The sequence below is a fragment of the Cobetia sp. 1AS1 genome, assembly GCF_029846435.1.
Lineage (GTDB): Bacteria > Pseudomonadota > Gammaproteobacteria > Pseudomonadales > Halomonadaceae > Cobetia > Cobetia amphilecti.
The window spans coordinates 1-23,210 of sequence record NZ_JARWKU010000007.1 but is presented as its reverse complement, the minus strand read 5'-3'; the positions used below and the strand labels follow the sequence as shown (position 1 = coordinate 23,210).

Below are 23,210 nucleotides of genomic sequence, written 5' to 3'. Positions count from 1 at the left end.
ACCGAGCCATACACGTGGCTTTGGCATGGCCGGCTATCCGACGGGGCTTGTCTGTTACCACGCGCCTGTTACCACGCGCCTGTCACCACAGGTCTGTCATCACCTTTCCTGCCATCACCTTTCGGGAGACTCGTTTCATGAAGATCGCCGACCACTGCTTTCTGATCACCGGCGCAGCATCCGGCCTCGGGGCCGCCACGGCCTCACGTATCGTCGCGGCCGGCGGCCAGGTGGTGCTGGCGGACCTTGCCGAGGCCGCACGTGAACAGGCCGATTCGCTTGGGGAGGCGGCACGCTTCTGTCATTGCGACATCACCGACAGCGCCAGTGTCGAGGCTGCGCTGGATGTCGCGGAGCAGACCTTCGGTGCCATCCACGGGGTGATCCACTGCGCCGGCGTGGTGAGCGTCGCCAAGCTGGTGGATCGTGACGGCGAGCCTGCTCCGCTCGAGGGCTTCGAGAAGACGCTGGCGATCAACCTGAGCGGCACCTTCAACGTGGCGCGCCTGACGGCGGCACGCATGGCGCGCAATGCTGCCGAGGGCGAGGACGGCGAGCGGGGCATCATTCTCAACACTGCCTCGGTCGCGGCCTTCGACGGCCAGGTAGGGCAGTGTGCCTATAGCGCCTCCAAGGCCGGGGTCGCCGGCATGACGCTGCCGATGGCGCGTGAGCTGGCACGCCATGGCATTCGCGTGATGGCGATCGCGCCCGGCGTGTTCGAGACACCGATGATGGCCGGCATTCCGGAGCCGGCTCGCGAAGCGCTGTGCGAGGCGGTGCCGTTTCCCAAGCGTCTGGGCAAGCCCGATGAGTTCGCGCGTCTGGCCGAGCACATCATCACCAACAGCATGCTCAACGGGGAAGTGATCCGCCTCGATGGCAGCATTCGCATGGCCTGAGGCTGGCGGGTAAGACCTTTATCGTCTGGATCGGGCTCTCTGGATCGGCGCTCTGGATCGGCTCTGGGGAGAGAGCACGGTACACAAGGAATCTTGCAGGACAGGTTATCTCTGGGGGAGATATTGCTCGACCGCGGCTGCGGTCGGGCTTTTTTGTGTCTGTTTTTAGTGTGTGTCTTTTTGTGCCTGCCGTGCGCGCGGCGCGGCCTGGAGGCAGGGCTTGCCACTGATGAGACAGGGCTTGCCACCAATGTCGCAGGCCAGAAATCAAACGACCGCTTGACGGTATGGCGAAGGAGGCGTTAATTTCAAACACATGTTTGATAGTGTTGCGTCAGACCTGTTCGCCGCCAGCGACTCGCTTCTTCATTGCCCGAGTGAGTGCTGCGCCGCCTGACAAGCGTCCTGTCGCCACCTGTCGTTGTTCAGGTCAGCGCCGCCGCGTCGCGACGGCTCAAGGAGTAAAGCATGCCGGATTATCAGGCGCCGTTGCGCGACATCCGCTTCGTGATGAATGAGCTGCTCGACTATCCCGCGCACTATGCCAGCCTGCCGGGTGGCGATGAGGCCAGCGACGATATCGTGACCGCCATCCTTGAGGAGGGCGCACGCTTCGCGCACGAGGTGCTGACGCCGCTGAACCAGTCGGGCGACCGCGAGGGCTGTACCTTCGAGGGCGGCGAGGTCAAGGCGCCGAGCGGTTTCAAGGCTGCCTACCAGCAGTATGTCGAGGGCGGCTGGCCGAGTCTGGCTGCCTCACCGGAACATGGCGGTCAGGGCCTGCCGCCGTCACTGGCGATGGTGCTCTCGGAAATGGTCGCCTCCGCCAACCTGTCGTGGGGCATGTATCCGGGTCTGTCGCATGGCGCGATGAATGCACTCGAGCATCACGGCAGCGAGGTGCTCAAGCAGACCTATCTGACCAAGCTGGTCGAAGGTAGCTGGACCGGCACCATGTGCCTGACCGAACCGCATTGCGGCACGGACCTGGGGCTGATCAAGACCCGCGCCGTGCCGCTGGATGACAGCGATGGCAGCAAGGGCTACCGCATCAGCGGCACCAAGATCTTCATCTCGGCCGGTGAGCACGATCTGTCCGAGAACATCGTGCACCTGGTGCTGGCCAAGCTGCCGGATGCTCCGGAAGGCTCGCGTGGCATCTCGCTGTTCGTGGTGCCCAAGTTCCTGCCCGACGCCAATGGCGAGGCCGGTGAGCGCAACGGCGTCAGCTGTGGCTCCATCGAGCACAAGATGGGCATTCACGGCAACGCGACCTGCGTGATGAACTTCGATTCCGCTACAGGCTATCTGGTCGGTCCGCCGCACAAGGGGCTGGCCTGCATGTTCACCATGATGAATGCCGCGCGTCTCGGCGTGGGGATCCAGGGCGTGGCGCTGGCCGAGGCCAGCTTCCAGAATGCGCTGAGCTATTCGCGTGACCGTCTGCAGATGCGTGCCCTGTCCGGTGCCAAGGCGCCGGAGAAGGCAGCCGACCCGATCATCGTGCATCCGGATGTGCGCCGCATGCTGCTGACCCAGAAGGCCATCGCCGAGGGCGGGCGCATGCTGGTGATGTACGCCGCCCAGTTCAATGACATCGTCGAGAACGCTCCGGACAGCGAAGACAAGGCACGTGCCGATACCTTGCTCGGCCTGCTGACGCCCATCGTCAAGGCCTTCCTGACCGAGACCGGCTTCGAGGCGACCAATCACGGCGTGCAGGTCTATGGCGGCCACGGCTTCATTCAGGAATGGGGCATGGAGCAGTTCGTGCGCGATGCACGCATCACCCTGCTCTATGAAGGCACCACCGGTATCCAGGCGCTGGACCTGCTGGGCCGCAAGATCCTGATGAGCCAAGGCGAATCGCTCAAGGTCTTCACCAAGGAGATCCACAAGTTCTGTCAGGCCAGCGAAGGCAGCGAGTTTGCCAATCCGCTCGCCGAGCTCAACCGCGAATGGGGCGAGCTGACCATGGCGGTGGGCATGGGCGCGATGCAGGACCGCGAAGCGGTCGGCGCGGCCAGTGTCGACTACCTGATGTATGCCGGCTACGTCACGCTGGGCTACCTGTGGGCGCGGGCAGGTGAGACGGCCAGGGCCGCGCTGGCGGCCGGCGAAGGGGACGCTGCCTTCTATCAGGCCAAGCTGGATACCGCGCGCTTCTACTTCCAGCGCATCCTGCCGCGTACGCAAGGCCATGCCGCGATGATTCGCGCCGGTGGCGAGACGCTGATGGCGCCGACGGTGGAAGGCTTCGGCAGCGGCTTCGAGATCTGATGACGGTTTCAAGCCTGACAGCAGTTTCAAGCATGACAGCAGTTTCAAGACTCAGCAGTTCGATGTATCGGCAACAGTCGTGTCTTATGCCTCCAGTCAGTGCGCTCTGACTCGGTACCCTTGGGGAGACTTCGGTCTCCCCATTTTTTTGTGCGTCTTGAGGGAGGCGCGGATTCTCCCCGACACGAGCAATCAATCCCGTTTCAGTCTTGGCTTGTGACAGGCATGCGCCCAAGATAGGCGCATCGAAGGCTGTCCCGAGGAAGCCGCGGGGCAGCGACGCGCAAGTACTGATGGCAAGTACTGATGGCAAGCACTGACAGGATAGGTGGCGCAGGATGCACCCGAACGATACGCCTGAGGAAAGATCGCGACACGAGGAAGTGCCGCCCGAGGCGCAGATGGCCGATGCGCAAGCGCCTGACGATAGCGTTGGCGAGCCACGCAGTGTCAGTGAGGGCACTTCCATCGAGGAGGCCGTGACACGCATGCAGGTACCACGCGACGAGCGTCAGCAGGAGGCGCTCGAACGCTCCGGACGTTCTCGTCACGCGCCCAACGTGCGCCGCGCGCTGGAGATTCACCCCTTGCTGGTCGGCATGGCCGCAGTGGTCATCATCATCGGCGGCCTCAAGCTGGCGGCGGACCTGGTGGTGCCGCTGCTGCTGGCGGTGTTCGTCGCTGCGGTCTGCGATGCGCCGGTGCGCTGGCTGGCCCGTCACGGCATCGGGCAACGCTTCGGGGTGCCGATCGTCATCCTGACGGTCTGTGTGCTGTTCTCGTCGCTGACGGCGCTGCTGGTCTCGCGCTTCACCCTGTTCAGCGATGAGATGCCCAAGCTTGAGGAGAGCCTGCGCGAACAGTATCAGAGCATGCTGGAATGGCTGGCGGACAGCGGCGTATCCATCGCGCCGGCCCGTTTCAGCGAGCTGGTCGATCCGGCCTCATTGACCCAGTGGGTGCCGAACCTGCTGACCGGACTTGGGGGGCTTCTGTCCTCAAGCGTCATCATCGTGCTGACGGCCACCTTCCTGCTCTATGAGGCATTGTCACTGCGCGACAAGCTGGTCAGCACGCTGCACAGCCCGCATGTCAGTCTGCGCCGCTTCACGCTGTTCTCGCTGACGCTGCGCCGCTATCTGGCGGTCAAGACCTTGATCAGCCTCGTGACCGGGGGGCTGGTCGCGATCAGCTGTCTGGTGCTCGATGTGGAGTTCGCCTTCCTGTGGGCCACGCTGGCCTTCTGCCTCAACTACATTCCCAACATCGGCTCGGCGCTGGCCGCGGTGCCTGCGGTGTTGCTGACGCTGGTGATGCCGGAGGGTGGCGCGGTCAAGGCGCTGATGCTGGGCGGCTGTTATCTGGCGATCAACTTCATTCTCGGCAACTTGATCGAGCCGCGCGTGATGGGGCGCACCCTGGGGCTGTCGACGCTGGCCGCCTTCCTGTCGCTGGTGGTGTGGGGCTGGGTGTTCGGGCCGGTGGGCATGCTGTTGTCGGTGCCGATCACCATGACGCTCAAGATCGCCTTCGACTCGCACCCGGGCACGCGCTGGGCGGCGCGTCTGCTGGGCCCCTCCGTGCGCCGGATTCGCCGTCGTCGACGCATGGCGGAGGAATGACCCGCGAGCCAGCTCTGCGTGGATGACCTGCTGCCTGAATGCCAAAGGCCCCGTCACGCTGTGCGTGACGGGGCCTTTGGTTATCGAATCAGTGCGCGGTGGCTGGCGGGGCAGTCACCTGTCAGCAAGTCGACTCAGAGGTTCTGCTCGATGAACTGGCTCAGCTGACCCTTGGACTGGGCACCGACCAGAGAGGCGACCTTGGCGCCGGACTTGAACAGGATCACGGTCGGCACGCCACGCACGCCTTGCTCGGCAGCGATTTCCGGCGCGTCATCGACATTGACGTTGACGATCTTCAGGCCTTCGCCTTTCTCGTTGGCGACTTCTTCGACGACCGGCGCCATCATCTTGCACGGACCACACCACGGGGCCCAGAACTTCAGCAGGACCGGGGCTTCAGCGTTGAGAACTTCCTGTTCGAAGTTGGCGCCGGTGACATCGACGTGATTGGACATCTTGTTTCTCCAGGGGATTCGTTTCGCTGTCTGCGGCATTGCCGGACATGCAGGCTGCGTCCGATGGTAGCGCCACTTTGCATCACTGACAAATGGGCATTGTCCATCGGCTCAATAGCACGGGGTTATGATCGCTAGTGTTTTTATAGCTGTTTTATTGGTTTGAGGGAATAGCAACGGGGCAGGCAATGTGGATTGCCCGCCCCGACTTTGGTATTGCCTGTGCGAAGGATCCCGCAGCAAGGAGAGCTCAGAAGAAGGCGTAACGGATGCCCAGCCCCAGCAGCAGTGTCGTCAGCAGGCCCTGCAGCAGGCCGCTGGGCATGTGGCGTGTCAGGCGTGCGCCCAGGCTGATGGCGGGCAGTGAGCCGACCAGCAATGCGCCGAGCAACAGGAAGTCGACGTTGCCCAACCACAGGTGGCCCAGCCCCGCGACCAGGGTCAGCGGGACCGCGTGAGCGATATCGGTGCCGACGATGCGCGCGGTGCTCAACAGCGGGAACAGCATGATCAGCACGGCAGCACCGAAGGCGCCGGCACCCACGGAGGACAGGGTGACGCACACGCCGAGCACGATGCCTGACAGCACGGTCAGCGGTGCCGCGTGGCGTACGATGAAGCTTTCCGGGCTGATCAGCCCCAGCAGGCGCTTCTTGAACAGCAACACGCCGGCGGTGAGGATCAACATCACGCCCAGCATGCCCTTGATCAGGCCCGCGTAGGCGGTGGGGTCAGTGAAGAAGGTATGCAGGACCGCAATCGTCAACAGCGCCGCCGGCAGCGAGCCGATGGCCAGGCGTCGGGCGATGGTCCAGTCCACATGGCCCTGGCGATGGTGCGCGAAGGCGCCGCCTGCCTTGGTAATGGAGGCATAGAGCAGGTCGGTGCCCACGGCGATGTGCGGCGGGAAGCCGAACATCAACAATAGGGGCGTCATCAGCGAGCCGCCGCCCACGCCAGTGACACCGACCGCGAAACCCACTCCGGCGCCTGCCAGCACGTATAGCAGCAGTTGTGTGACTTCCATCCCTACCTACCCCCTTGTCAGGTTACTGTCGCCAATCTACTCTTGAGCGTATATTCCCGAAAGGAATCATTATTCATGATTTTATCGCCCGATCATCTTAGCAAGGTGACCGGCCATGTCCGGGCCACTGTCACGCCGCGTCGCGTCGATGGTGCTTCTCAGGAGAGTGAAGCCGCATGAAACTCCAGCAGTTGCGTTATATCTGGGAAGTCACCCGCCACAACCTGAACGTGTCCGCCACCGCGCAAAGTCTGTATACCTCCCAGCCGGGCATTTCCAAGCAGATTCGCCTGTTGGAAGATGAGCTTGGCGTCGAAATCTTCGCGCGCAGTGGCAAACACCTGACGCGGGTGACCCCGGCCGGCGAGTCCATCGTCGAGCTGGCAAGCCAGGTGCTGCGCACGGTGGAGAACATCAAGCACGTCGCCCAGGAGCACAGTGACGACCGTCGCGGCAGCCTGTCGATCGCCACCACGCACACCCAGGCGCGTTATGCCTTGCCGCCGGTGATCGCCGATTTCACGCGCAAGTACCCGGATGTCGCGCTGCACATGCAGCAGGGCACGCCGAAGCAGATCGCCAACATGGTCAGTGAAGGTCAGGCCGACTTCGCCATCTGCACCGAGTCGCTGGAGCTGTTCAACGACCTCATCCTGCTGCCGTGCTATCGCTGGAATCGCTGCGTGCTGGTGCCCAAGGATCATCCGCTGGCCAATGGCGAGGAACTGACCCTCGAGTCGCTGGCCAGTTATGCGCTGGTCACCTATACCTACGGCTTCACCGGGCGCAGCCAGCTGGACGATGCCTTCAAGTCCCACGGCCTGGCGCCCAACGTGGTGCTGACCGCCTCGGACGCCGATGTCATCAAGACCTATGTGCGTCTCGGCATGGGCATCGGCATCGTCGCGCACATGGCGGTGGACGAGGTGGCCGACGAGGACCTGGTCGCGCTGGACGCCACGCATCTGTTCGAGAGCTCCACGACCAAGATCGGCATCCGTCGCGGCACCTTCATGCGCAGCTACATGTTCGAATTCGTCGAGCGCTTCGCGCCGCACCTGACGCGCGAGCGTGTCGAAGCGGCACTGGCCGCCGGCCCGCGCCACGAGCACGAGATCTTCCACGACATCGAGCTGCCGGTGCGCTGAGTCCCAGTGGACTGAGTGTCGGTGGACAGTCCCGGTGAACTGAGTGCCGCTCGCCTGATCTGCCACAGCGCAGATGAAAAAGCCCGCCTCCTGAGAGGCGGGCTTTTTGCTGGCTGGGCGGTGCGAGCACACAGCATCAACCACAAGGCTCAGTGTGCCAGGTGCAGGCCACACTCGCGGTTGTCTTCCGCCTTGGTCGGGTCGACGTAGTCGAACTCGTTGGGCAGGTCGTGGGCGACCAGATACTCGTGCATCTGCTTGGATGACCAGTTGAGCACCGGGGCGACCTTGATCAGGCCATCGCCGTTCAGCGAGACCGGCTGCATGCCGGCACGGAAGGCGGTGTCACTGGCGCGCACGGCGGTGAACCACATCTCGGGGTTCAGTTCGCGCAGCGCACGCTCGAAGGGTTCGAGCTTCACTTCACGGGTGAAGGCTTCGTGGCGCGGGTCATCGATATGCGGCGTGAGGCCATCGACGGCTTCACGGTGGGCACGCGTGCGCTGCGGCAGATAGATGATGCGGTTCAGGTTCAGCTTGCGCGTCACCTCATCGGCGAAGCGATAGGTGGCATCGGTGTTGTAGCCGTTGTCCATCCACACGATCGGGATGTCAGGGCGGAAGCGCGTCACCATATGCAGGATCACCGCCTCGAAGGGACGGAAATTCGTGGTGCAGATGGCGTGCTTGTCCAGCGACAGAGCCCAGCGGGTCAGGGCTTTCGGGTCGTTGCCGAATTCGGCATTGATGCGGGCGAGATCGAAGGTATCGGACATGAGGAGTCTCCAGAACGAGGGCACGTCCGATGGAGCGGGGCGCAGGGCTGATCAATGGCCAGGAAAGACCATCAGCAGAGGCGGGTAGCGCTCAAGGAGACGTGCAGGAATGCGCCTACCCTATCAAAGGCAGGCACTGCTTCCCCAATACGAATTCGTTCGAACGTTATATGCCATCGAGTTATGGCGCTCATGACGCCTTATAACACCGCCTGTCAGCCAAGCGCTTCCATCAGGCGCTGGATCTTGGCCAGGCTCTCGCGGTATTCGGCCTCTTCCTCGGAGTCGGCGACCAGACCGCCGCCACCCCACAGATGCACCTGGCCCTCGGCGATCACCGCCGTGCGGATCGCGATGGAGGTATCCATGTGGCCGCGGATATCCAGATAGCCGAGGCTGCCGCAATAGGCGCTGCGGCGCACCGGCTCCAGCTCCTCGATGATCTGCATGGCACGGATCTTGGGCGCGCCGGTGATGGAGCCGCCGGGGAAGGCGGCGCCGAGCAGGTCCAGCGCATCGCGTCCTTCATCCAGGGTGCTGGTGATGGTGCTGACGGAATGGTGCACGTTGGCGTAGCTCTCCAAGGCGCACAGTGAGGGCACCTTGACGCTGCCGGGCGCGGAGACGCGGCCCAGGTCATTGCGCAGCAGGTCGACGATCATCACGTTCTCGGCGCGGTCCTTGGGGCTTTCCAGCAGCTCGGCGGCCAGCTGGGCGTCCTCTTCCGGCGTCGCGCCACGTGCGCGGGTGCCCTTGATCGGCTTGGTCTCGACCGCGCGATGATTGACCTCGACGAAGCGCTCCGGCGAGACGGAGACGATCGCCATCTCCTCGCCCTGGGCGTCCTGCCAGCTCAGATAGCCGGCGTAGGGTGTCGGCGTGGCCTGACGCAGGCGCAGGTAGGCATCCCAGCTGTCGCCACTGCAGTCGGCGGAGAAGCGCTGGGTCAGGTTGATCTGATAGCAGTCACCGGCATGCAGATACTCCATCACCTGACGGAAGCGTTCGCCGTAGCCCGCGCGGTCCAGCAGTGGCGCGAAGGGGGTGTCGAGGGCGAAGTCGGCGCTGCGCGGCGCCGGTTGCTCCAGCCACTCAAGCACCTGCCTGCGCCGTTGGGGCGAGGCGATCAGCCAGCTCTGCTGGCGCTGATGGTCACTGATCAATGCCCAGTCATAGAGACCCAGACGCGCCCAGGGCAGCGCGATATCGTCCTCGGTCGTGGCGGGCAGGTCTTCCAGCGCGCGCCCGAAGTCGTAGCTCCAGTAGCCCAGCAGGCCGGCGATGAACGGCAGGTCCTCGGCGCTCAGGTCGTGCCGGGCGAGCTCTTCGCCTGCCAGCGTCTGCGGCAGCAGGGTCAGCAGCTGGCGCTGGGCCTCGATCACCGGCAGGCGGGCGAGGCGCTCCAGCGCTTCACTGAACTGGCTCAGGTCACGCATCGTCTCCGGCAGCGGGCCAGTGAGCGTGCCGCCGTGCGGGCCTTGCTCCAGTACGGCCAGCGGGTCGCTGCTGATGATGTCGAAGCGACCGCCGGCCAGCGACGGCTGGCCGCTGTCGAGCAGCACGGCATCGGGACGTGAACGCAGGCGTGCGAAGCGCGACAGCGTGGAGGCTTCATCCTCGGCGGCGAGGGCGTAGGGCAGGGCGTTGATTTCGAGCGAGATGGTCATGACAGCTTCCGTTGGCGGACAGGGCATTCTAGGCATCCAACGGCGTTTTGTCCGCCCATGCGTGCGGATTCCGGTGAGGGACTGGCCTTGTCGGCTTGCCGTTCTCCCGTGCGCTGATTAAGGTGCCTGCCTCTGAACGCCCTGCGCCGTCATCGATGACTGCCCTGACGCACGTGCTGACGTTCGCCCAGCCTTCTTGCCCAGTCTCTTGCCCAGCCCCTGGCACCCCACCGGAGCCCTGCATGCATCCCGAGTTCGAACATGGCCAACATCTGCTGTCACGTCCCGATCAGAACATCTTCTGGCAGCGTCTCAAGCGGCATGACGCCCAGGGCGGGCGTCGACTGCTGATGCTGCACGGCGCGGGTGTGGCCGGCACGCTGACCTGGGCACCGCTGGTCGGGCATCTCACGGCCCATGATGAGCTGATCATCCCGGACCTGCGTGGCATGGGGCAGACGCTGGCGCCGCAGGGTGGCGAGCCTCCTTTCACTCTCGAGCAGGTGGTCGAGGATGTGATGGCGTTGATCGAGACGCAGCGCATCACGCATTTCGACCTGATCGGCTACAGCTTCGGCGGGCTGGTCGCCATGCGTCTCGTCCAGCGTCTGCGCGCCGAGCGCCCGGAGGTGAAGGTCGGCGACATCAGTCTGCTGGAGCCGGCGCTGCTGGAGCGCGAATGCCACGCCACCATGCTCAAGGTGCGTGACGGCTACGCCGAGGCGGCGCGCGCCATGCGCGAAGCCTCGAGCCCCGAGGCGGGCATCACCGCCTTCCTCGACCTCATCTCGCCGCATCGTACGCGCAACCCGCGCGCCGAGCGCATGATGGTGGCGCGACTGGCGCATCGCCATCTGGGCTTCGCCAATGCGCTGGACTGTGTCACGCATGCCGTGCGCGAGATCGACCGTGAGGCACTGCTGGCCGACGTGCTGGCCTCAGGCAGCGAGGTGCGCAGCCTGGTCGGCGGCAAGAGCCCGCAGACCCTGCGCGACTATCACAGCCTGCTGGCCGAGCGTCATGCGGGCTGGCAGTCGCTGGAAATTCCCGGCACCGATCACTCGCTGCCTTTCCAGAAACCCCGCCGCATCGGCGCGGAGCTCAGCTTCGTATAAAACACGTGATTGTCGACAAGCTGGCCGATGAGCGGTCTGGCATTGAGACTCAAGACGCCCCGTCAGCCTGTGCTGGCGGGGCGTCTTTCGTCTCGGCCGTTACCGGCTGGAGTGCCTCTGGCCTGGCGACGCGGGAAGGGCGGCATGGCGGCGTCTCAGGCGATTCGTCCTTGTTCTGGCAGCCGTTTATCCAGCGCATGCCAGCTCTCTTACGCCAAAGGTGTAGAGGATTTGGCGGATTGCATCTTGACCCACTCAGGCTCGCTGGCTAGTCTGGCAGTCATTGAATGATTGTCGACAATGGTGCTGAAAGTCCCTCATCGCCATTGTCCTGTCTCAGCCCCTTGTCCAGCCGGATTGCCTGACCGCCATGACCACCGATGCCTTTCACAATGCCACCACCGCTCGAAGCCTCGCGCGCGGCGCCACTGCCGAGCAGGCAGGCCACACCGCCTCCGCCAGTGCTCCGGCGCCTGAGGTGCGCACCCTGGCCGAGCGCGTCTTCCACCAGCTGCAGGACGCCATCGTGCGCGGCGAGCTGGCACCGGGCAGCAAGATCACCGAGCCGGGGCTGGCGCAGGCCTATGGCATCTCGCGCGGCCCGCTGCGTGAGGCGATGCGTCGTCTCGAGGTCCATCGCTTGATCGAGCGCGTGCCCCACGTCGGCGCGCGGGTGGTCAAGCTCTCGATGACCGAGCTGCTGGAGCTGTTCGACGTACGTGAGGCGCTGGAGAGCATGGCCGCGCGTCTGGCGGCGCGGCACATGACGCAGGAGGAGGTCACGCGGCTGCGCAGCGTGCTCAAGACCCACGAGCAGCAGTCGGACCTCAAGACCGGCACCGCCTACTTCCAGAAGGAAGGCGATCTCGACTTCCACTATCAGATCGTCCTCGGCAGCCATAACCACATGCTGATGACGATTCTCTGCGACGACCTCTACTACCTGGTGCGCATGTATCGCACCCAGTTCAGCGCCAGTGGCTCGCGTCCGCAGAAGGCCTTCGTCGAGCACCACCGTATCGTCGATGCCATCGAGGCCGGCGACGAGGAGCTGGCGGAGCTGCTGATGCGGCGCCACGTCAGCGCCTCGCGGGAGAACGTCGCCCGCCGCTATGCCGCCACGCTCAAGGAAGAGCAGGGCGAGGAGTGAACTGCCACACCGCTTGCGACCGGATCGCCACCAACAATTCCAACCCCGTCATGGGCCCAGCCCGGGAGATGTCATGTCACGCCATCTGAGTTCCACCGCCTTGCCAAGCCCCGGCGCCCGCTTCCGCGCGGCGCTGGAAGCCAATCGTCCGCTGCCCATCGTCGGCACCATCAATGCCTATACCGCCATCATGGCCGAGCGCGTCGGGCATCAGGCGATCTACCTGTCCGGTGGCGGCGTGGCCAACGCCTCCTACGGCCTGCCTGACCTGGGCATGACCAGCATGAATGACGTGCTGGAAGATGCGCGTCGCATCACCGCCGCCAGCGAGCTTCCGCTGCTGGTGGACATCGACACCGGCTGGGGCGGCGCCTTCAACATCGCGCGCACCATCCAGGAGATGGAGCGCGCCGGTGTGGCGGCCGTGCATCTGGAAGACCAGGTCGCCCAGAAACGCTGCGGACATCGCCCCAACAAGGCCATCGTCTCCAGTCAGGAGATGGTCGACCGCATCAAGGCGGCCGCCGATGCCCGCCGTGATGACGACTTCTATCTGATCGCGCGTACCGATGCCTTCCAGAAGGAAGGGCTCGAGGCCGCCGTGGCGCGTGCCAATGCCTGTGTCGAGGCCGGAGCGGACGCCATCTTCGCCGAGGCGGTGCATACCCTCGAGGACTACCGCGCCTTCTGCGAGGGCGTCGACGCGCCGATTCTGGCCAACATCACCGAATTCGGCGCCACGCCGCTGTTCAATCAGCGCGAGCTGGGCGATGTCGGCTGCCGGATGGTGCTCTATCCGCTGTCCGCCTTCCGCGCCATGAACGCCGCCGCCCTCAAGGTCTACCAGAACATCCACGACAAGGGTGACCAGAAGGACGTGGTCGACGACATGCAGACCCGCATGGAGCTCTACGACTTCCTCGATTACCACACCTTCGAGCAGAAGCTGGACACCCTGTTCGAGGCCGAAAGCCGCAAGGATTGATGCCAGACGCTCGAGACGGACGCCATGTCTCGCATCAGGAGGCCACTGGCTTCACGGGCCGGCACTTCCGGCCCGACCGTTTCTCCCTCGCTGGCAGACGCCTGGCCGGCGAGGGGCTTGACGCTTTATGCCCTACAAGAAAAAGAACAACTCAATGACGTCACTGCCAAGGAGATCGCGCCATGTCAGATACCACCGCTACCCCGAGCCCTAGTGCCTCCAGCGGCCTGCGCGGCCAGAGTGCCGGCGAGACCGCCCTGTGCACCGTCGGCCAGACCGGCTCCGGCCTGCGCTATCGCGGCTACGATCTGGAGGATCTCGCCGCCCACGCAAGCTTTGAAGAAGTCGCCTATCTGCTGCTCAAGGGCAAGCTGCCCAATCGTTCGGAGCTGGATACCTACATCGCGCGCCTCAAGGGCCTGCGTGGTCTGCCGGATGCCCTGAAGGTGGTGCTGGAGCAGATTCCGGCCAGCGCCCATCCGATGGACGTGATGCGCACCGGCTGCTCGATGCTCGGCAATCTGGAAACCGAAGAGAGCTTCGATGAGCAGTCCGACCAGGCCGACCGCATGCTGGCCGTGTTCCCGTCGATCATCAATTACTGGTATCGCTTCAGCCATGATGGCGTGCGCATCGACACCGAGACCGATGACGACTCCATCGGCGCGCACTTCCTGCACCTGTTGCACGGCGAGGCCCCCAGCGAGCTGCATGCCGCGGTGATGAATACCTCGCTGATCCTCTATGCCGAGCATGAGTTCAATGCCTCGACCTTCACCGCGCGTGTCTGCGCCTCGACGCTCTCCGATCTGCACTCCTGCGTGACCGGGGCCATCGGCTCGCTGCGCGGACCGCTGCATGGCGGTGCCAACGAGGCGGCGATGGCGATGATCGAGCACTGGCGCTCACCGGAGGAAGCCGAGCGCGAGATTCTCGGCATGCTGGAGCGCCGCGAGAAGATCATGGGCTTCGGCCACGCCATCTACCGTGAACGTGACCCGCGCAACGCCATCATCAAGGAGTGGTCACGCAAGCTGTCCGAGGATGTGGGCGATACTCAGCTCTACGCCGTCTCCGAGCGTGTCGAAGCCGTGATGTGGCGCGAGAAGAAGCTGTTCTGCAATGCCGACTTCTTCCACGCCAGTGCCTATCACTTCATGGGCATTCCCACCAAGTTGTTCACGCCGATCTTCGTCTGTTCACGCCTGACCGGCTGGGCGGCGCATGTCTTCGAGCAACGCGCCAACAATCGCATCATCCGCCCGAGCGCCGATTACACCGGCCCGGAGCACTGCGACTGGCTGCCCATCGAGCAGCGCGACTGACCCTTGCCTCGGCCAGTCAGCGTGCTGGCCGATCGTTTTCTTGACCGCCTGATGAGTCCGGATGCCCATGAATACCGAGTATCGCAAACCCCTGCCTGGCACGGCGTCACCGGGTACCCCGGTCGACTACTTCGATGCGCGTGCCGCCGTGGAAGACATCACCCCCGGCGCCTACGCCGGTCTGCCCTATACCTCACGCGTACTGGCCGAGAACCTGGTGCGTCGCTGCCCGCCGGATCAACTGCGTGACAGCCTCGTGCAATTGATCGAGCGTCGGCGTGATCTCGATTTCCCCTGGTATCCCGCGCGCGTCGTGTGCCATGACATCCTCGGTCAGACCGCGCTGGTCGACCTGGCCGGCCTGCGCGATGCCATCGCCGAGCGCGGCGGAGACCCGGCCAAGGTCAATCCGGTGGTGCCGACCCAGTTGATCGTCGATCACTCACTGGCGGTGGAGCACGCCGGCTTCGACAAGGACGCCTTCGCCAAGAACCGCGCCATCGAGGAGCGTCGCAACGAGGACCGCTTCCACTTCATCGACTGGACGCGTCAGGCCTTCGAGAACATCGACGTGATTCCGCCGGGCAACGGCATCATGCACCAGATCAATCTGGAGCGGATGTCGCCGGTGATCGAGTCGCGCGCCGATGAGAAGGGCCATCAGGTCGCCTTCCCGGATACCCTGGTGGGCACCGACAGTCACACGCCGCATGTCGATGCGCTGGGCGTGATCGCCGTCGGCGTCGGCGGGCTGGAGGCCGAGAGCGTGATGCTGGGGCGTGCCTCCTACATGCGTCTGCCGGACATCATCGGCGTGCGCCTCACCGGGCGTCCGCAGCCGGGCATCACCGCCACCGACATCGTGCTGGCGCTGACCGAATTCCTGCGCGCCGAGAAGGTCGTCTCCTCCTATCTGGAATTCTTCGGCGAAGGCGCGGCCAGCCTGACCCTGGGCGATCGCGCCACCATCTCCAACATGACGCCGGAGTACGGCGCCACGGCGGCGATGTTCTACATCGACCAGCAGACGCTGGACTACCTGACGCTGACCGGCCGTGAGCCGGAGAACATCGCGCTGGTCGAGCGCTACGCGCGTGAGACCGGCCTGTGGGCCGACGAGAGCGGCCATATCGAAGGCGCGGTGGAATATGAGCGCGAGCTGACCTTCGACCTGTCCTCGGTGGTGCGCACCCTGGCGGGCCCCTCCAACCCTCACAGTCGCGTGCCGACCAGTGAACTGGCCGCACGCGGCATCTCCGGGGTGATCGAGCATGAGCAGGACGAGGACGGACGCGACCTGATGCCGGATGGCGCGGTGATCATCGCCGCCATCACCAGCTGCACCAACACCTCGAATCCGCGCAACGTCATCGCCGCCGGCCTGCTGGCCAGACGCGCCAATGCGCTGGGGCTGACGCGCAAGCCGTGGGTCAAGACCTCGCTGGCGCCGGGCTCCAAGGCCGTGCAGCTATATCTGGAAGAGGCGGAACTGCTGCCGGAACTCGAGCAGCTCGGCTTCGGTATCGTCGGCTTCGCCTGCACCACCTGCAATGGCATGAGCGGTGCGCTGGACCCGGCGATCCAGCAGGAGATCGTCGAGCGTGATCTCTATTCCACCGCGGTGCTGTCCGGCAACCGCAACTTCGATGGCCGTATCCACCCCTACGCCAAGCAGGCCTTCCTGGCCTCGCCGCCGCTGGTGGTCGCCTACGCCATCGCCGGCACCATCCGCTTCGACATCGAGAAGGATGTTCTCGGGCATGCGCCGGATGGCTCGCCGATCATGCTCAAGGACCTGTGGCCGAGTGACGAGGAGATCGACGCCATCGTCGGCTCCAGCGTCAAGCCGGACCACTTCCGTCTGGTCTACATCCCGATGTTCGAGGCCCGTCAGGATCGCGACGACACGACCAGCCCGCTCTACGACTGGCGCGAGATGAGCACCTACATCCGTCGTCCGCCGTACTGGGAAGGCGGTCTGGCCAGCGCACCGACGCTCAAGGGCATGCGGGCACTGGCGGTGCTGGGGGACAACATCACCACCGATCACCTGTCGCCCTCCAATGCCATCATGGCCAGCAGTGCGGCGGGCGAGTATCTGGCCGCGATGGGCCTGCCGGAGGAGGACTTCAATTCCTACGCCACTCACCGCGGCGATCACCTCACCGCGCAGCGGGCCACCTTCGCCAACCCCAAGCTGATCAACGAGATGGCCGTGGTGGGAGGGGCGGACGGCAAGCGCGAGGTCAAGCAGGGCTCGCTCACGCGCCTGGAGCCGGAAGGCAAGGTGGTGCGCATGTGGGAGGCCATCGAGGCCTACATGCAGCGCAAGCAGCCGTTGATCATCATCGCGGGCGCGGATTACGGCCAGGGCTCGTCGCGTGACTGGGCGGCCAAGGGCGTGCGGCTGGCGGGCGTCGAGGCCATCGTCGCGGAAGGTTTCGAGCGTATCCACCGCACCAATCTGGTCGGCATGGGCGTGATGCCGCTGCAGTTCGCCGCCGGTACCACGCGCAAGACGCTGGCGCTGGATGGCAGCGAGATCTACGCCGTCGAGGGCGAGCCGGCGCCGGGGGCAGAGCTCACGCTGGTGATCGAGCGCACCGCCGGCGACAAGGCAGGCCAGCTCGAGCGCGTGCCGGTCACCTGCCGTCTCGATACCCGTGAGGAAGTCTCCATCTACTCGGCGGGCGGCGTGCTGCAGCGCTTCGCCGAAGACTTCTTGAGCTCGCAGGCGCCGGGCGAGACGGCGGCGGAGGTATTGGCATGAGTCAGCAGGCACAGCTCAGGATTCCCGCCACCTATCTGCGTGGCGGCACCAGCAAGGGCGTGTTCTTCCTGCGTGATGAGCTGCCGGAAGCGGCGCAGGTGTCGGGCCCGGCGCGTGATGCCCTGCTGCTGCGCGTGATCGGCAGCCCCGACCCCTACGCCAAGCAGATCGACGGCATGGGGGGCGCGACCTCCAGCACCAGCAAGACGGTGATCATCAGTCGCAGCGAACAGCCAGACCACGACGTCGACTATCTGTTCGGTCAGGTCTCCATCGACTCGCCCTTCGTCGATTGGAGCGGCAACTGCGGCAATCTCTCGGCGGCGGTCGGGCCCTTCGCCATCGAGAAGGGCCTGGTGCCGGCCGAGCGCCTGCCGCGTGATGGCATCGCCGAGGTGCGTATCTGGCAGGCCAACATCGCCAAGACCATCATTGCGCGGGTGCCGATGTGCGATGGTCGTGTCCAGGAAACCGGCGACTTCGCCCTCGATGGCGTGACCTTCCCGGCCGCCGAAGTGGCGGTCGCCTTCCGCGACCCCGCCGCCGGTGAGGGCAGCATGTTCCCCACCGGCAATGTGGTCGATACGCTGGAAGTGCCGGAATCGGTGGTCGCGGGCGGGCGGATCCAGGCGACCCTGATCAATGCTGGCATCCCGACCATCTTCGTCGCTGCCCGTGATCTCGGCTATCAGGGCACCGAGCTGCAGGAAGCGATCAACGCGGACGGCGAGGCCCTCGCGCGCCTCGAGACATTGCGCGCCCACGGCGCACTGCGCATGGGGCTGATCCAGGAGCTGGGCGAGGCCGCCAGACGTCAGCACACCCCCAAGGTCGCCTTCGTGGCGCCGCCGGTGGATCACGTCGTCTCCAGTGGTCGCGAGATCAAGGCCGACGAGATCGACGTGCTGATTCGCGCCGTATCGATGGGCAAGCTGCACCACGCCATGATGGGGACTGCGGCCGTCGCCATCGCCGCGGCGGCTGCGGTGCCCGGCACGCTGGTCAATCTTGCCGCCGCTGGCGGGGCCGATGCTCAGTCTGGGGCCGGGCAGACTGGCACCGCGCGTGACTCGGTGTGCTTCGGACATCCCTCCGGCACGCTCAGGGTCGGCGCGAGTGCCTATCGTCAGTCACCCTCGGGCCAGGACGGTGACGGCCAGCAAGGCGAGGGCGAGTGGACCGTCAGTGAAGCCGTGATGAGTCGCAGCGCGCGTATCCTGATGGAAGGCTGGGTGCGGGTGCCGGCGGAGACCATGATGCGCTAGCGCCGGTATTGGCAGGCGATGGTCTACTGTCAATATATCCCTCTTGATATCCCTCCTGCGGCATCCCGATGAAAGCCGGCCTGGCATGCATGTGCAGAGGGCCGGCTTTCGCGTGTCTGTGGTGCGGACTCAGGTATTTCGGGGGATGTGCCGGTATAGCGGGAGATGCATGCGAGCAAAGACGATCCACGACAGGAGGTCACACATGAGCACGCCATCCTCTGATCAGACGGGCGACAGCCGTCTCAGCGCCACTCAGGTCGGTACCAACCAGGCCAGCACCAATCAGGCCAGCGCCAACCAGCGCCCGGACTATGACCCGGAGCTGCAGCAGATCGCCGACTATGTGCTGAGTTATTGCGACGATAGCCCTATCGCGAATGCGGATACGGATGCGGATGGCCTGGCCGGCAAGAGCGAGCGCTCAGGCCCCTCGGCGGAGGCGATGGACACCGCTCGCCTGTGTCTGATGGATACCCTCGGCTGCGGCATCCTGGCGCTGCGCTTCCCGGAATGCACCAAGCATCTCGGCCCGCTGGTGGCCGAGACCGTGGTTCCGCATGGTGCGCGGGTGCCCGGCACCGCCTTCAGTCTCGATCCCGTCAAGGCGGCGTGGGATATCGGCTGCACCATCCGCTGGCTGGATTACAACGACACCTGGCTGGCGGCGGAGTGGGGGCATCCCTCGGACAATCTCGGCGGCATTCTGGCGGTGGCGGATCACCTCTCGCGCCAGCGTGTCGCACAGGGCAAGCCGCCCCTGGTGATGCGCGATGTGCTGGAGAGCATGGTGATGGCCCACGAGATCCAGGGTGTGCTGGCGCTGGACAACAGCTTCAATCGCGTCGGGCTCGATCATGTCATGCTGGTCAAGGTCGCGACCACCGCCGTGACGGCGCGCTTGATGGGGGCGAATCGCGAGCAGTTGCTGTCGGCGCTGTCGCACGCCTTCGTCGATGGCCAGAGCCTGCGCACCTATCGTCATGCGCCCAATGCGGGCTCGCGCAAGAGCTGGGCGGCGGGGGACGCTACTTCACGCGGCGTGCGGCTGGCGGACATCGCCCTGCGTGGCGAGATGGGCGTCCCCGGTGCTCTCAGCGCGCCGCAGTGGGGCTTCAATGATGTGTCCTTCAGTCACGGCAATAGCGATCTCGCGCTCAAGCCCGAAGACGAGCGACGTCTTACACTGGCGCGCCCCCTGGGCAGCTATGTGATGGAGAACGTGCTCTTCAAGGTCTCCTTCCCGGCCGAATTCCATGCCCAGACCGCCGCCGAGGCCGCCGTCCAGCTCCATCCCGAGGTGCGCGACCGGCTCGAGGAGATCGAGCGCATCGAGATCACCACCCACGAATCGGCGATCCGCATCATCTCCAAGCAGGGTGCGCTCGCCAATGCGGCGGACCGCGATCACTGCCTGCAATACATGGTCGCGGTGCCGCTGATCTTCGGCGAGTTGAACGCGGACCACTATGAAGATGGCTTCCATGCCGCTCACCCGGAGATCGACCGGCTGCGTGACAGAATGGTCGTCACGGAAGAGGCGCGCTTCACCCGCGAGTATCTGGAAGCCGACAAGCGCTCGATCGCCAATGCCCTGCGGGTGGTCTTTTGCGATGGCAGTGCCACTGAGCAGGTGACGGTGGAATACCCGCTGGGACATCGTCGGCGGCGTGAAGAGTCGCTCGTTCCGCTCGAGGACAAGTGTCGGGCCAATCTGGCCACCTGCTTCCCGCCTTCGCGGTGCGACACCTTGATGGCGTTGCTGGGTGATCGCGAGCGACTCGAAGCACTGCCGGTGCACGAGTTCATGGCGCATTGGGTGCCGTGAGGTTGCCGGCCGCATGATGCCCCGTTGGCAATCAGTCATCCAATTGACTGGTGCCGTCATCCGGTATGGGTAAACTGGAAGCGGATTGCACAGGAAGATCGACAGGGACGCTTGCAAAGACTCGCCGGAGAGCGGGACAACGCCTGCCGGGCCTTCATTGCAAAGGCATCATCACAAGGGACTCATCATGAAAACATTTCTGCTGCTGGGCGCCATCGCGCTGATCGTCATCTACGTGATCTCGATCTACAACAAGCTGGTCAGCCTCAAGGCGCGCTTCGAGAATGCCTTCGCGCAGATAGAGGTACAGCTCAAGCGGCGCTATGACCTGATTCCCAATCTGGTCGAGACGGCCAAGGGCTATCTGAGCCATGAACGTGGCACCCTGGAAGAAGTGATCAATGCCCGCAACAAGGCGATGGCCGCCTTGAATGCCGCCGCGGCGCATCCCGGCAGCATGGACAAGCTGGCCAGTCTGGCCGGTGCCGAGCAGGGGCTGGCGGCGAGTCTGGGCAAGCTGGATGTGGTGGTCGAGGCCTATCCGGAGCTCAAGGCGGACCAGACCATGAGCGACCTGATGGAAGAGCTGACCGCCACCGAGAACCGCGTCGCCTTCGCGCGTCAGGCCTACAACGATGCCGTCACCGACTACAACGTCTATCGGCAGAGCTTCCCGCAGGTGGTGTTCGCGCCGACCTTCGGTCATCGCAGTGATGCAGGCCTGCTGGCCTTCGATGACAGCGTGAAGATTCGCCAGGCCCCTGATGTCAGCTTCTCGTGAGTCGACCGGCCGATGCTTCTCTCGCAGCGGTCTGGCGCTGTGATCCTGACTGGGTAGATGGCGAGCGCGAATGAATTTCTATCATGAGCAGGACAGTGCGCGGCGTCGTACGCGGCTATTGCTGCTGGCCTTCACGGCCATGTCGCTGGTGGTGTCTCTTGCCGCCGGCGCCGTGGTGCATGTCGCGATCAGCAGTTTCCTGGGGCGTCCGGCCGCCACGACGTTTGAATATGTCTGGCCAGTGGCGAGCATCATCTTCCTGTGCAATGCACTGGTCGCGGCGCGTGAGCTGCGGCGTCTGCAGCAGGGCGGTGCGGTCGTGGCCGCACGCCTGGGTGGCAAGCTGGTGGATGTCGAGACCCAGGACTCGAATGAGCGGCGGGCACTGAATGTCGTGGAAGAGATGGCGATCGCCGCCAATCTGCCCACGCCGCAGCTGTTCCTGCTGCCGCATGAGGCGATGATCAATGCCTTCGCGGCGGGCTATCGGCCACATGATGCGGTGATCGCGCTGAGTCGCGGGGCGTTGGAGCAGCTGGATCGCAACGAGCTGCAGGGCGTGGTCGCTCACGAGTTCGCCCATATCGCCAATGGCGATATTCGCCTCAACCTGCGTCTGGCGAGTGCGGTTCACGGCCTGGTGTTTCTCTCCGAGGCGGGGCGCTTCCTGATGGGCGCGGGGCGCATCGGCTTCGTGTTGGGCCGGGCGCGCTCCTCCGGTTCCGACAGGAAAGGCGGCATGCCACAGCTGATGCTGGTCGGTGTGGCGCTGTGGTTGCTCGGCAGTCTCGGCGGGTTGGGCGGCAGGCTGTTGCAACGCGGGGTCGCGCGCTCACGCGAATATCTCGCCGATGCCAGTGCGGTGCGCCTGACGCGCTTTCCGGATGGCATCGCCTCGGCCCTCAAGCGTATCGGTGGCATGGGCTGGCAGGGGCGTATCCAGCATCCGCGCGCCATGACCTACAACCACCTCTTCTTCGTTGAAGCGCGTCCGCCATGGCTGACGGGCTGGTTCGACTCGCATCCGCCGCTGGATGAACGCATCAAGCGCCTGGCCCCCCGTTGGGACAGACAATATCTGAGCGCGCGCCAGCAACCGGTGCATACCTTCGAGCAGCAAGGGCCCATCGGGGCCGAAGTGCTTGGCGGGGTCATGGCGGGTATCGCCGGCGCGGCCGTCATGGGCGAGCTGTCGCGTTCCCGAGGTGAACTCGAGAACCTGACGCTGTCACGCTTTCTCTGCCCGCAGCTGGTGGTGGCGATGATCGCGCCCTCGGAGCTCACCCGGCGTGGGGTCTGGCTCACCGAGCTTGAGCGTCAACATGACTGGCTGGATGGCAAGCGCGTGCGCGAGGCGCGGCGCAAGCTCGAGACCTTGCCGCGGGTCGAGTGGATCCCCTTGCTCAACCGGTTGATACCGCGCTGGCGGGAAGCGGATGAGCGCGCGCATCGCATGCTCAAGGCGCAGACACCTCCGCAGGACATGTTCATCTGGTGTCTGTGGCAGTTGCTGCTGGAGTCACTGGACCCGCGGATCGATCGCAAGAGTGACTCGCTGGCCCTGCAGCAATGCCAGCCGGCCTGTCAGCATTGGCTCATGCTGATGGTCGGACTCATCGACGATGAAACGCTGCGCGAGGACATCTTCCTGGACGCCAGTGCGGAACTTGGCCTGGCGCTTGCGTACCCACAGTCGCAGCCGGATGGGGATAACCCTGCGCTGCGCTGCCGTCATCTCACGCAGCTGGCTCACCTGCGTCCGATGGACAAGCAGCGCTGGTTCACGGCGCTTGCCCAGGTGGTGCATGCCGACCAGACGCTGGCCGATGAAGAGGTGGCCCTGCTGACACTGCTGGCTCGCGTCATGCAGCTGCCGGAGGCGCGCCTGGAAGCGGCGCTTGAGACACAGTCGCATTCGCGTGGTGGCTGGCAGGCGCGCCCGGTATCTCGGCCCGCGGACGGCAAGGCGGTCTGAGTATTGATCAGGCGAGTGGCTGTTTTCTGCGTCAAAGCCCTTGCCATCAAAACGATTCCTGCGTAAAGTACGCATCCGCTGCCGGGGACGCATGGCGTTACCAGCGGTGAAAGAGGTTTGCAGGTGATTGTTTTGC

General features: G+C 64.7%; 17 protein-coding genes. 13 read left to right on the top strand and 4 right to left on the bottom strand.

The window, feature by feature from the left end; genetic code table 11:
* Positions 1–137 precede the first annotated feature (137 nt).
* The 3 genes from QD280_RS12320 to QD280_RS12310 all read left to right on the top strand — a co-directional run bounded on the left by QD280_RS12320 (position 138) and on the right by QD280_RS12310 (position 4,804).
* Complete coding sequence (locus QD280_RS12320) at positions 138–902, top strand: SDR family NAD(P)-dependent oxidoreductase (protein ID WP_043333973.1); 765 nt, start codon at positions 138–140, stop codon at positions 900–902.
* Between the two features lie 468 nt (positions 903–1,370).
* Positions 1,371–3,182 carry an acyl-CoA dehydrogenase C-terminal domain-containing protein gene (locus tag QD280_RS12315; protein WP_279839444.1) on the top strand — a complete coding sequence of 604 codons (1,812 nt, stop codon included), beginning with the start codon at positions 1,371–1,373 and terminating at the stop codon, positions 3,180–3,182.
* Positions 3,183–3,520: 338 nt separating this feature from the next.
* Positions 3,521–4,804, top strand: coding sequence for an AI-2E family transporter (locus QD280_RS12310; RefSeq protein WP_279839443.1), 1,284 nt, complete (start codon positions 3,521–3,523; stop codon positions 4,802–4,804).
* 134 nt (positions 4,805–4,938) lie between these two features.
* Here the strand turns inward: QD280_RS12310 and trxA are convergent, their stop codons facing one another.
* Both trxA and QD280_RS12300 read right to left on the bottom strand, forming a co-directional pair.
* Positions 4,939–5,262 (bottom strand): thioredoxin, encoded by a 324-nt coding sequence (trxA, locus tag QD280_RS12305; protein WP_043333971.1) that lies wholly within the window; start codon positions 5,260–5,262, stop codon positions 4,939–4,941.
* A gap of 250 nt (positions 5,263–5,512) precedes the next feature.
* Positions 5,513–6,289, bottom strand: coding sequence for a sulfite exporter TauE/SafE family protein (locus QD280_RS12300; RefSeq protein ID WP_043333970.1), 777 nt, complete (start codon positions 6,287–6,289; stop codon positions 5,513–5,515).
* A 176-nt stretch (positions 6,290–6,465) separates the two neighbouring features.
* Between QD280_RS12300 and cysB the strand changes: the two genes are divergently transcribed.
* Positions 6,466–7,437 carry an HTH-type transcriptional regulator CysB gene (gene cysB, locus QD280_RS12295; protein ID WP_043333969.1) on the top strand — a complete coding sequence of 324 codons (972 nt, stop codon included), beginning with the start codon at positions 6,466–6,468 and terminating at the stop codon, positions 7,435–7,437.
* Between the two features lie 149 nt (positions 7,438–7,586).
* Here the strand turns inward: cysB and QD280_RS12290 are convergent, their stop codons facing one another.
* Both QD280_RS12290 and pabB read right to left on the bottom strand, forming a co-directional pair.
* Entirely contained in the window at positions 7,587–8,213 is a 627-nt protein-coding gene (locus QD280_RS12290; protein WP_279839442.1) for a phosphoadenosine phosphosulfate reductase family protein, read from the bottom strand.
* Between the two features lie 215 nt (positions 8,214–8,428).
* Positions 8,429–9,880, bottom strand: a complete 1,452-nt coding sequence (pabB, locus tag QD280_RS12285; RefSeq protein ID WP_279839441.1) for an aminodeoxychorismate synthase component I — start codon at positions 9,878–9,880, stop codon at positions 8,429–8,431.
* Positions 9,881–10,122: 242 nt separating this feature from the next.
* Between pabB and QD280_RS12280 the strand changes: the two genes are divergently transcribed.
* The 9 genes from QD280_RS12280 to QD280_RS12240 all read left to right on the top strand — a co-directional run bounded on the left by QD280_RS12280 (position 10,123) and on the right by QD280_RS12240 (position 23,074).
* Positions 10,123–10,995: an alpha/beta hydrolase gene (locus QD280_RS12280; RefSeq protein ID WP_192838531.1), complete on the top strand. Its 873-nt coding sequence runs from the start codon at positions 10,123–10,125 to the stop codon at positions 10,993–10,995.
* Positions 10,996–11,365: 370 nt separating this feature from the next.
* Positions 11,366–12,145: a GntR family transcriptional regulator gene (locus QD280_RS12275; protein WP_107335487.1), complete on the top strand. Its 780-nt coding sequence runs from the start codon at positions 11,366–11,368 to the stop codon at positions 12,143–12,145.
* A gap of 73 nt (positions 12,146–12,218) precedes the next feature.
* Positions 12,219–13,130, top strand: coding sequence for a methylisocitrate lyase (prpB, locus tag QD280_RS12270; RefSeq protein ID WP_043333964.1), 912 nt, complete (start codon positions 12,219–12,221; stop codon positions 13,128–13,130).
* Between the two features lie 182 nt (positions 13,131–13,312).
* Positions 13,313–14,455, top strand: coding sequence for a 2-methylcitrate synthase (gene prpC / locus QD280_RS12265; protein ID WP_131431313.1), 1,143 nt, complete (start codon positions 13,313–13,315; stop codon positions 14,453–14,455).
* Positions 14,456–14,522: 67 nt separating this feature from the next.
* A complete protein-coding gene (gene acnD / locus QD280_RS12260; protein ID WP_279839555.1) occupies positions 14,523–17,225 on the top strand; it encodes a Fe/S-dependent 2-methylisocitrate dehydratase AcnD in 2,703 nt (900 codons plus the stop codon).
* Positions 17,222–18,490, top strand: coding sequence for a 2-methylaconitate cis-trans isomerase PrpF (gene prpF, locus QD280_RS12255; RefSeq protein ID WP_279839437.1), 1,269 nt, complete (start codon positions 17,222–17,224; stop codon positions 18,488–18,490). The genes acnD and prpF overlap by 4 nt, the downstream gene beginning before the upstream one ends.
* A gap of 205 nt (positions 18,491–18,695) precedes the next feature.
* Positions 18,696–20,318: a bifunctional 2-methylcitrate dehydratase/aconitate hydratase gene (locus tag QD280_RS12250; RefSeq protein WP_279839435.1), complete on the top strand. Its 1,623-nt coding sequence runs from the start codon at positions 18,696–18,698 to the stop codon at positions 20,316–20,318.
* A gap of 187 nt (positions 20,319–20,505) precedes the next feature.
* Complete coding sequence (locus tag QD280_RS12245; protein WP_054555402.1) at positions 20,506–21,099, top strand: LemA family protein; 594 nt, start codon at positions 20,506–20,508, stop codon at positions 21,097–21,099.
* 70 nt (positions 21,100–21,169) lie between these two features.
* A complete protein-coding gene (locus QD280_RS12240; RefSeq protein ID WP_279839434.1) occupies positions 21,170–23,074 on the top strand; it encodes a M48 family metallopeptidase in 1,905 nt (634 codons plus the stop codon).
* The last annotated feature ends 136 nt before the right edge of the window (positions 23,075–23,210 follow it).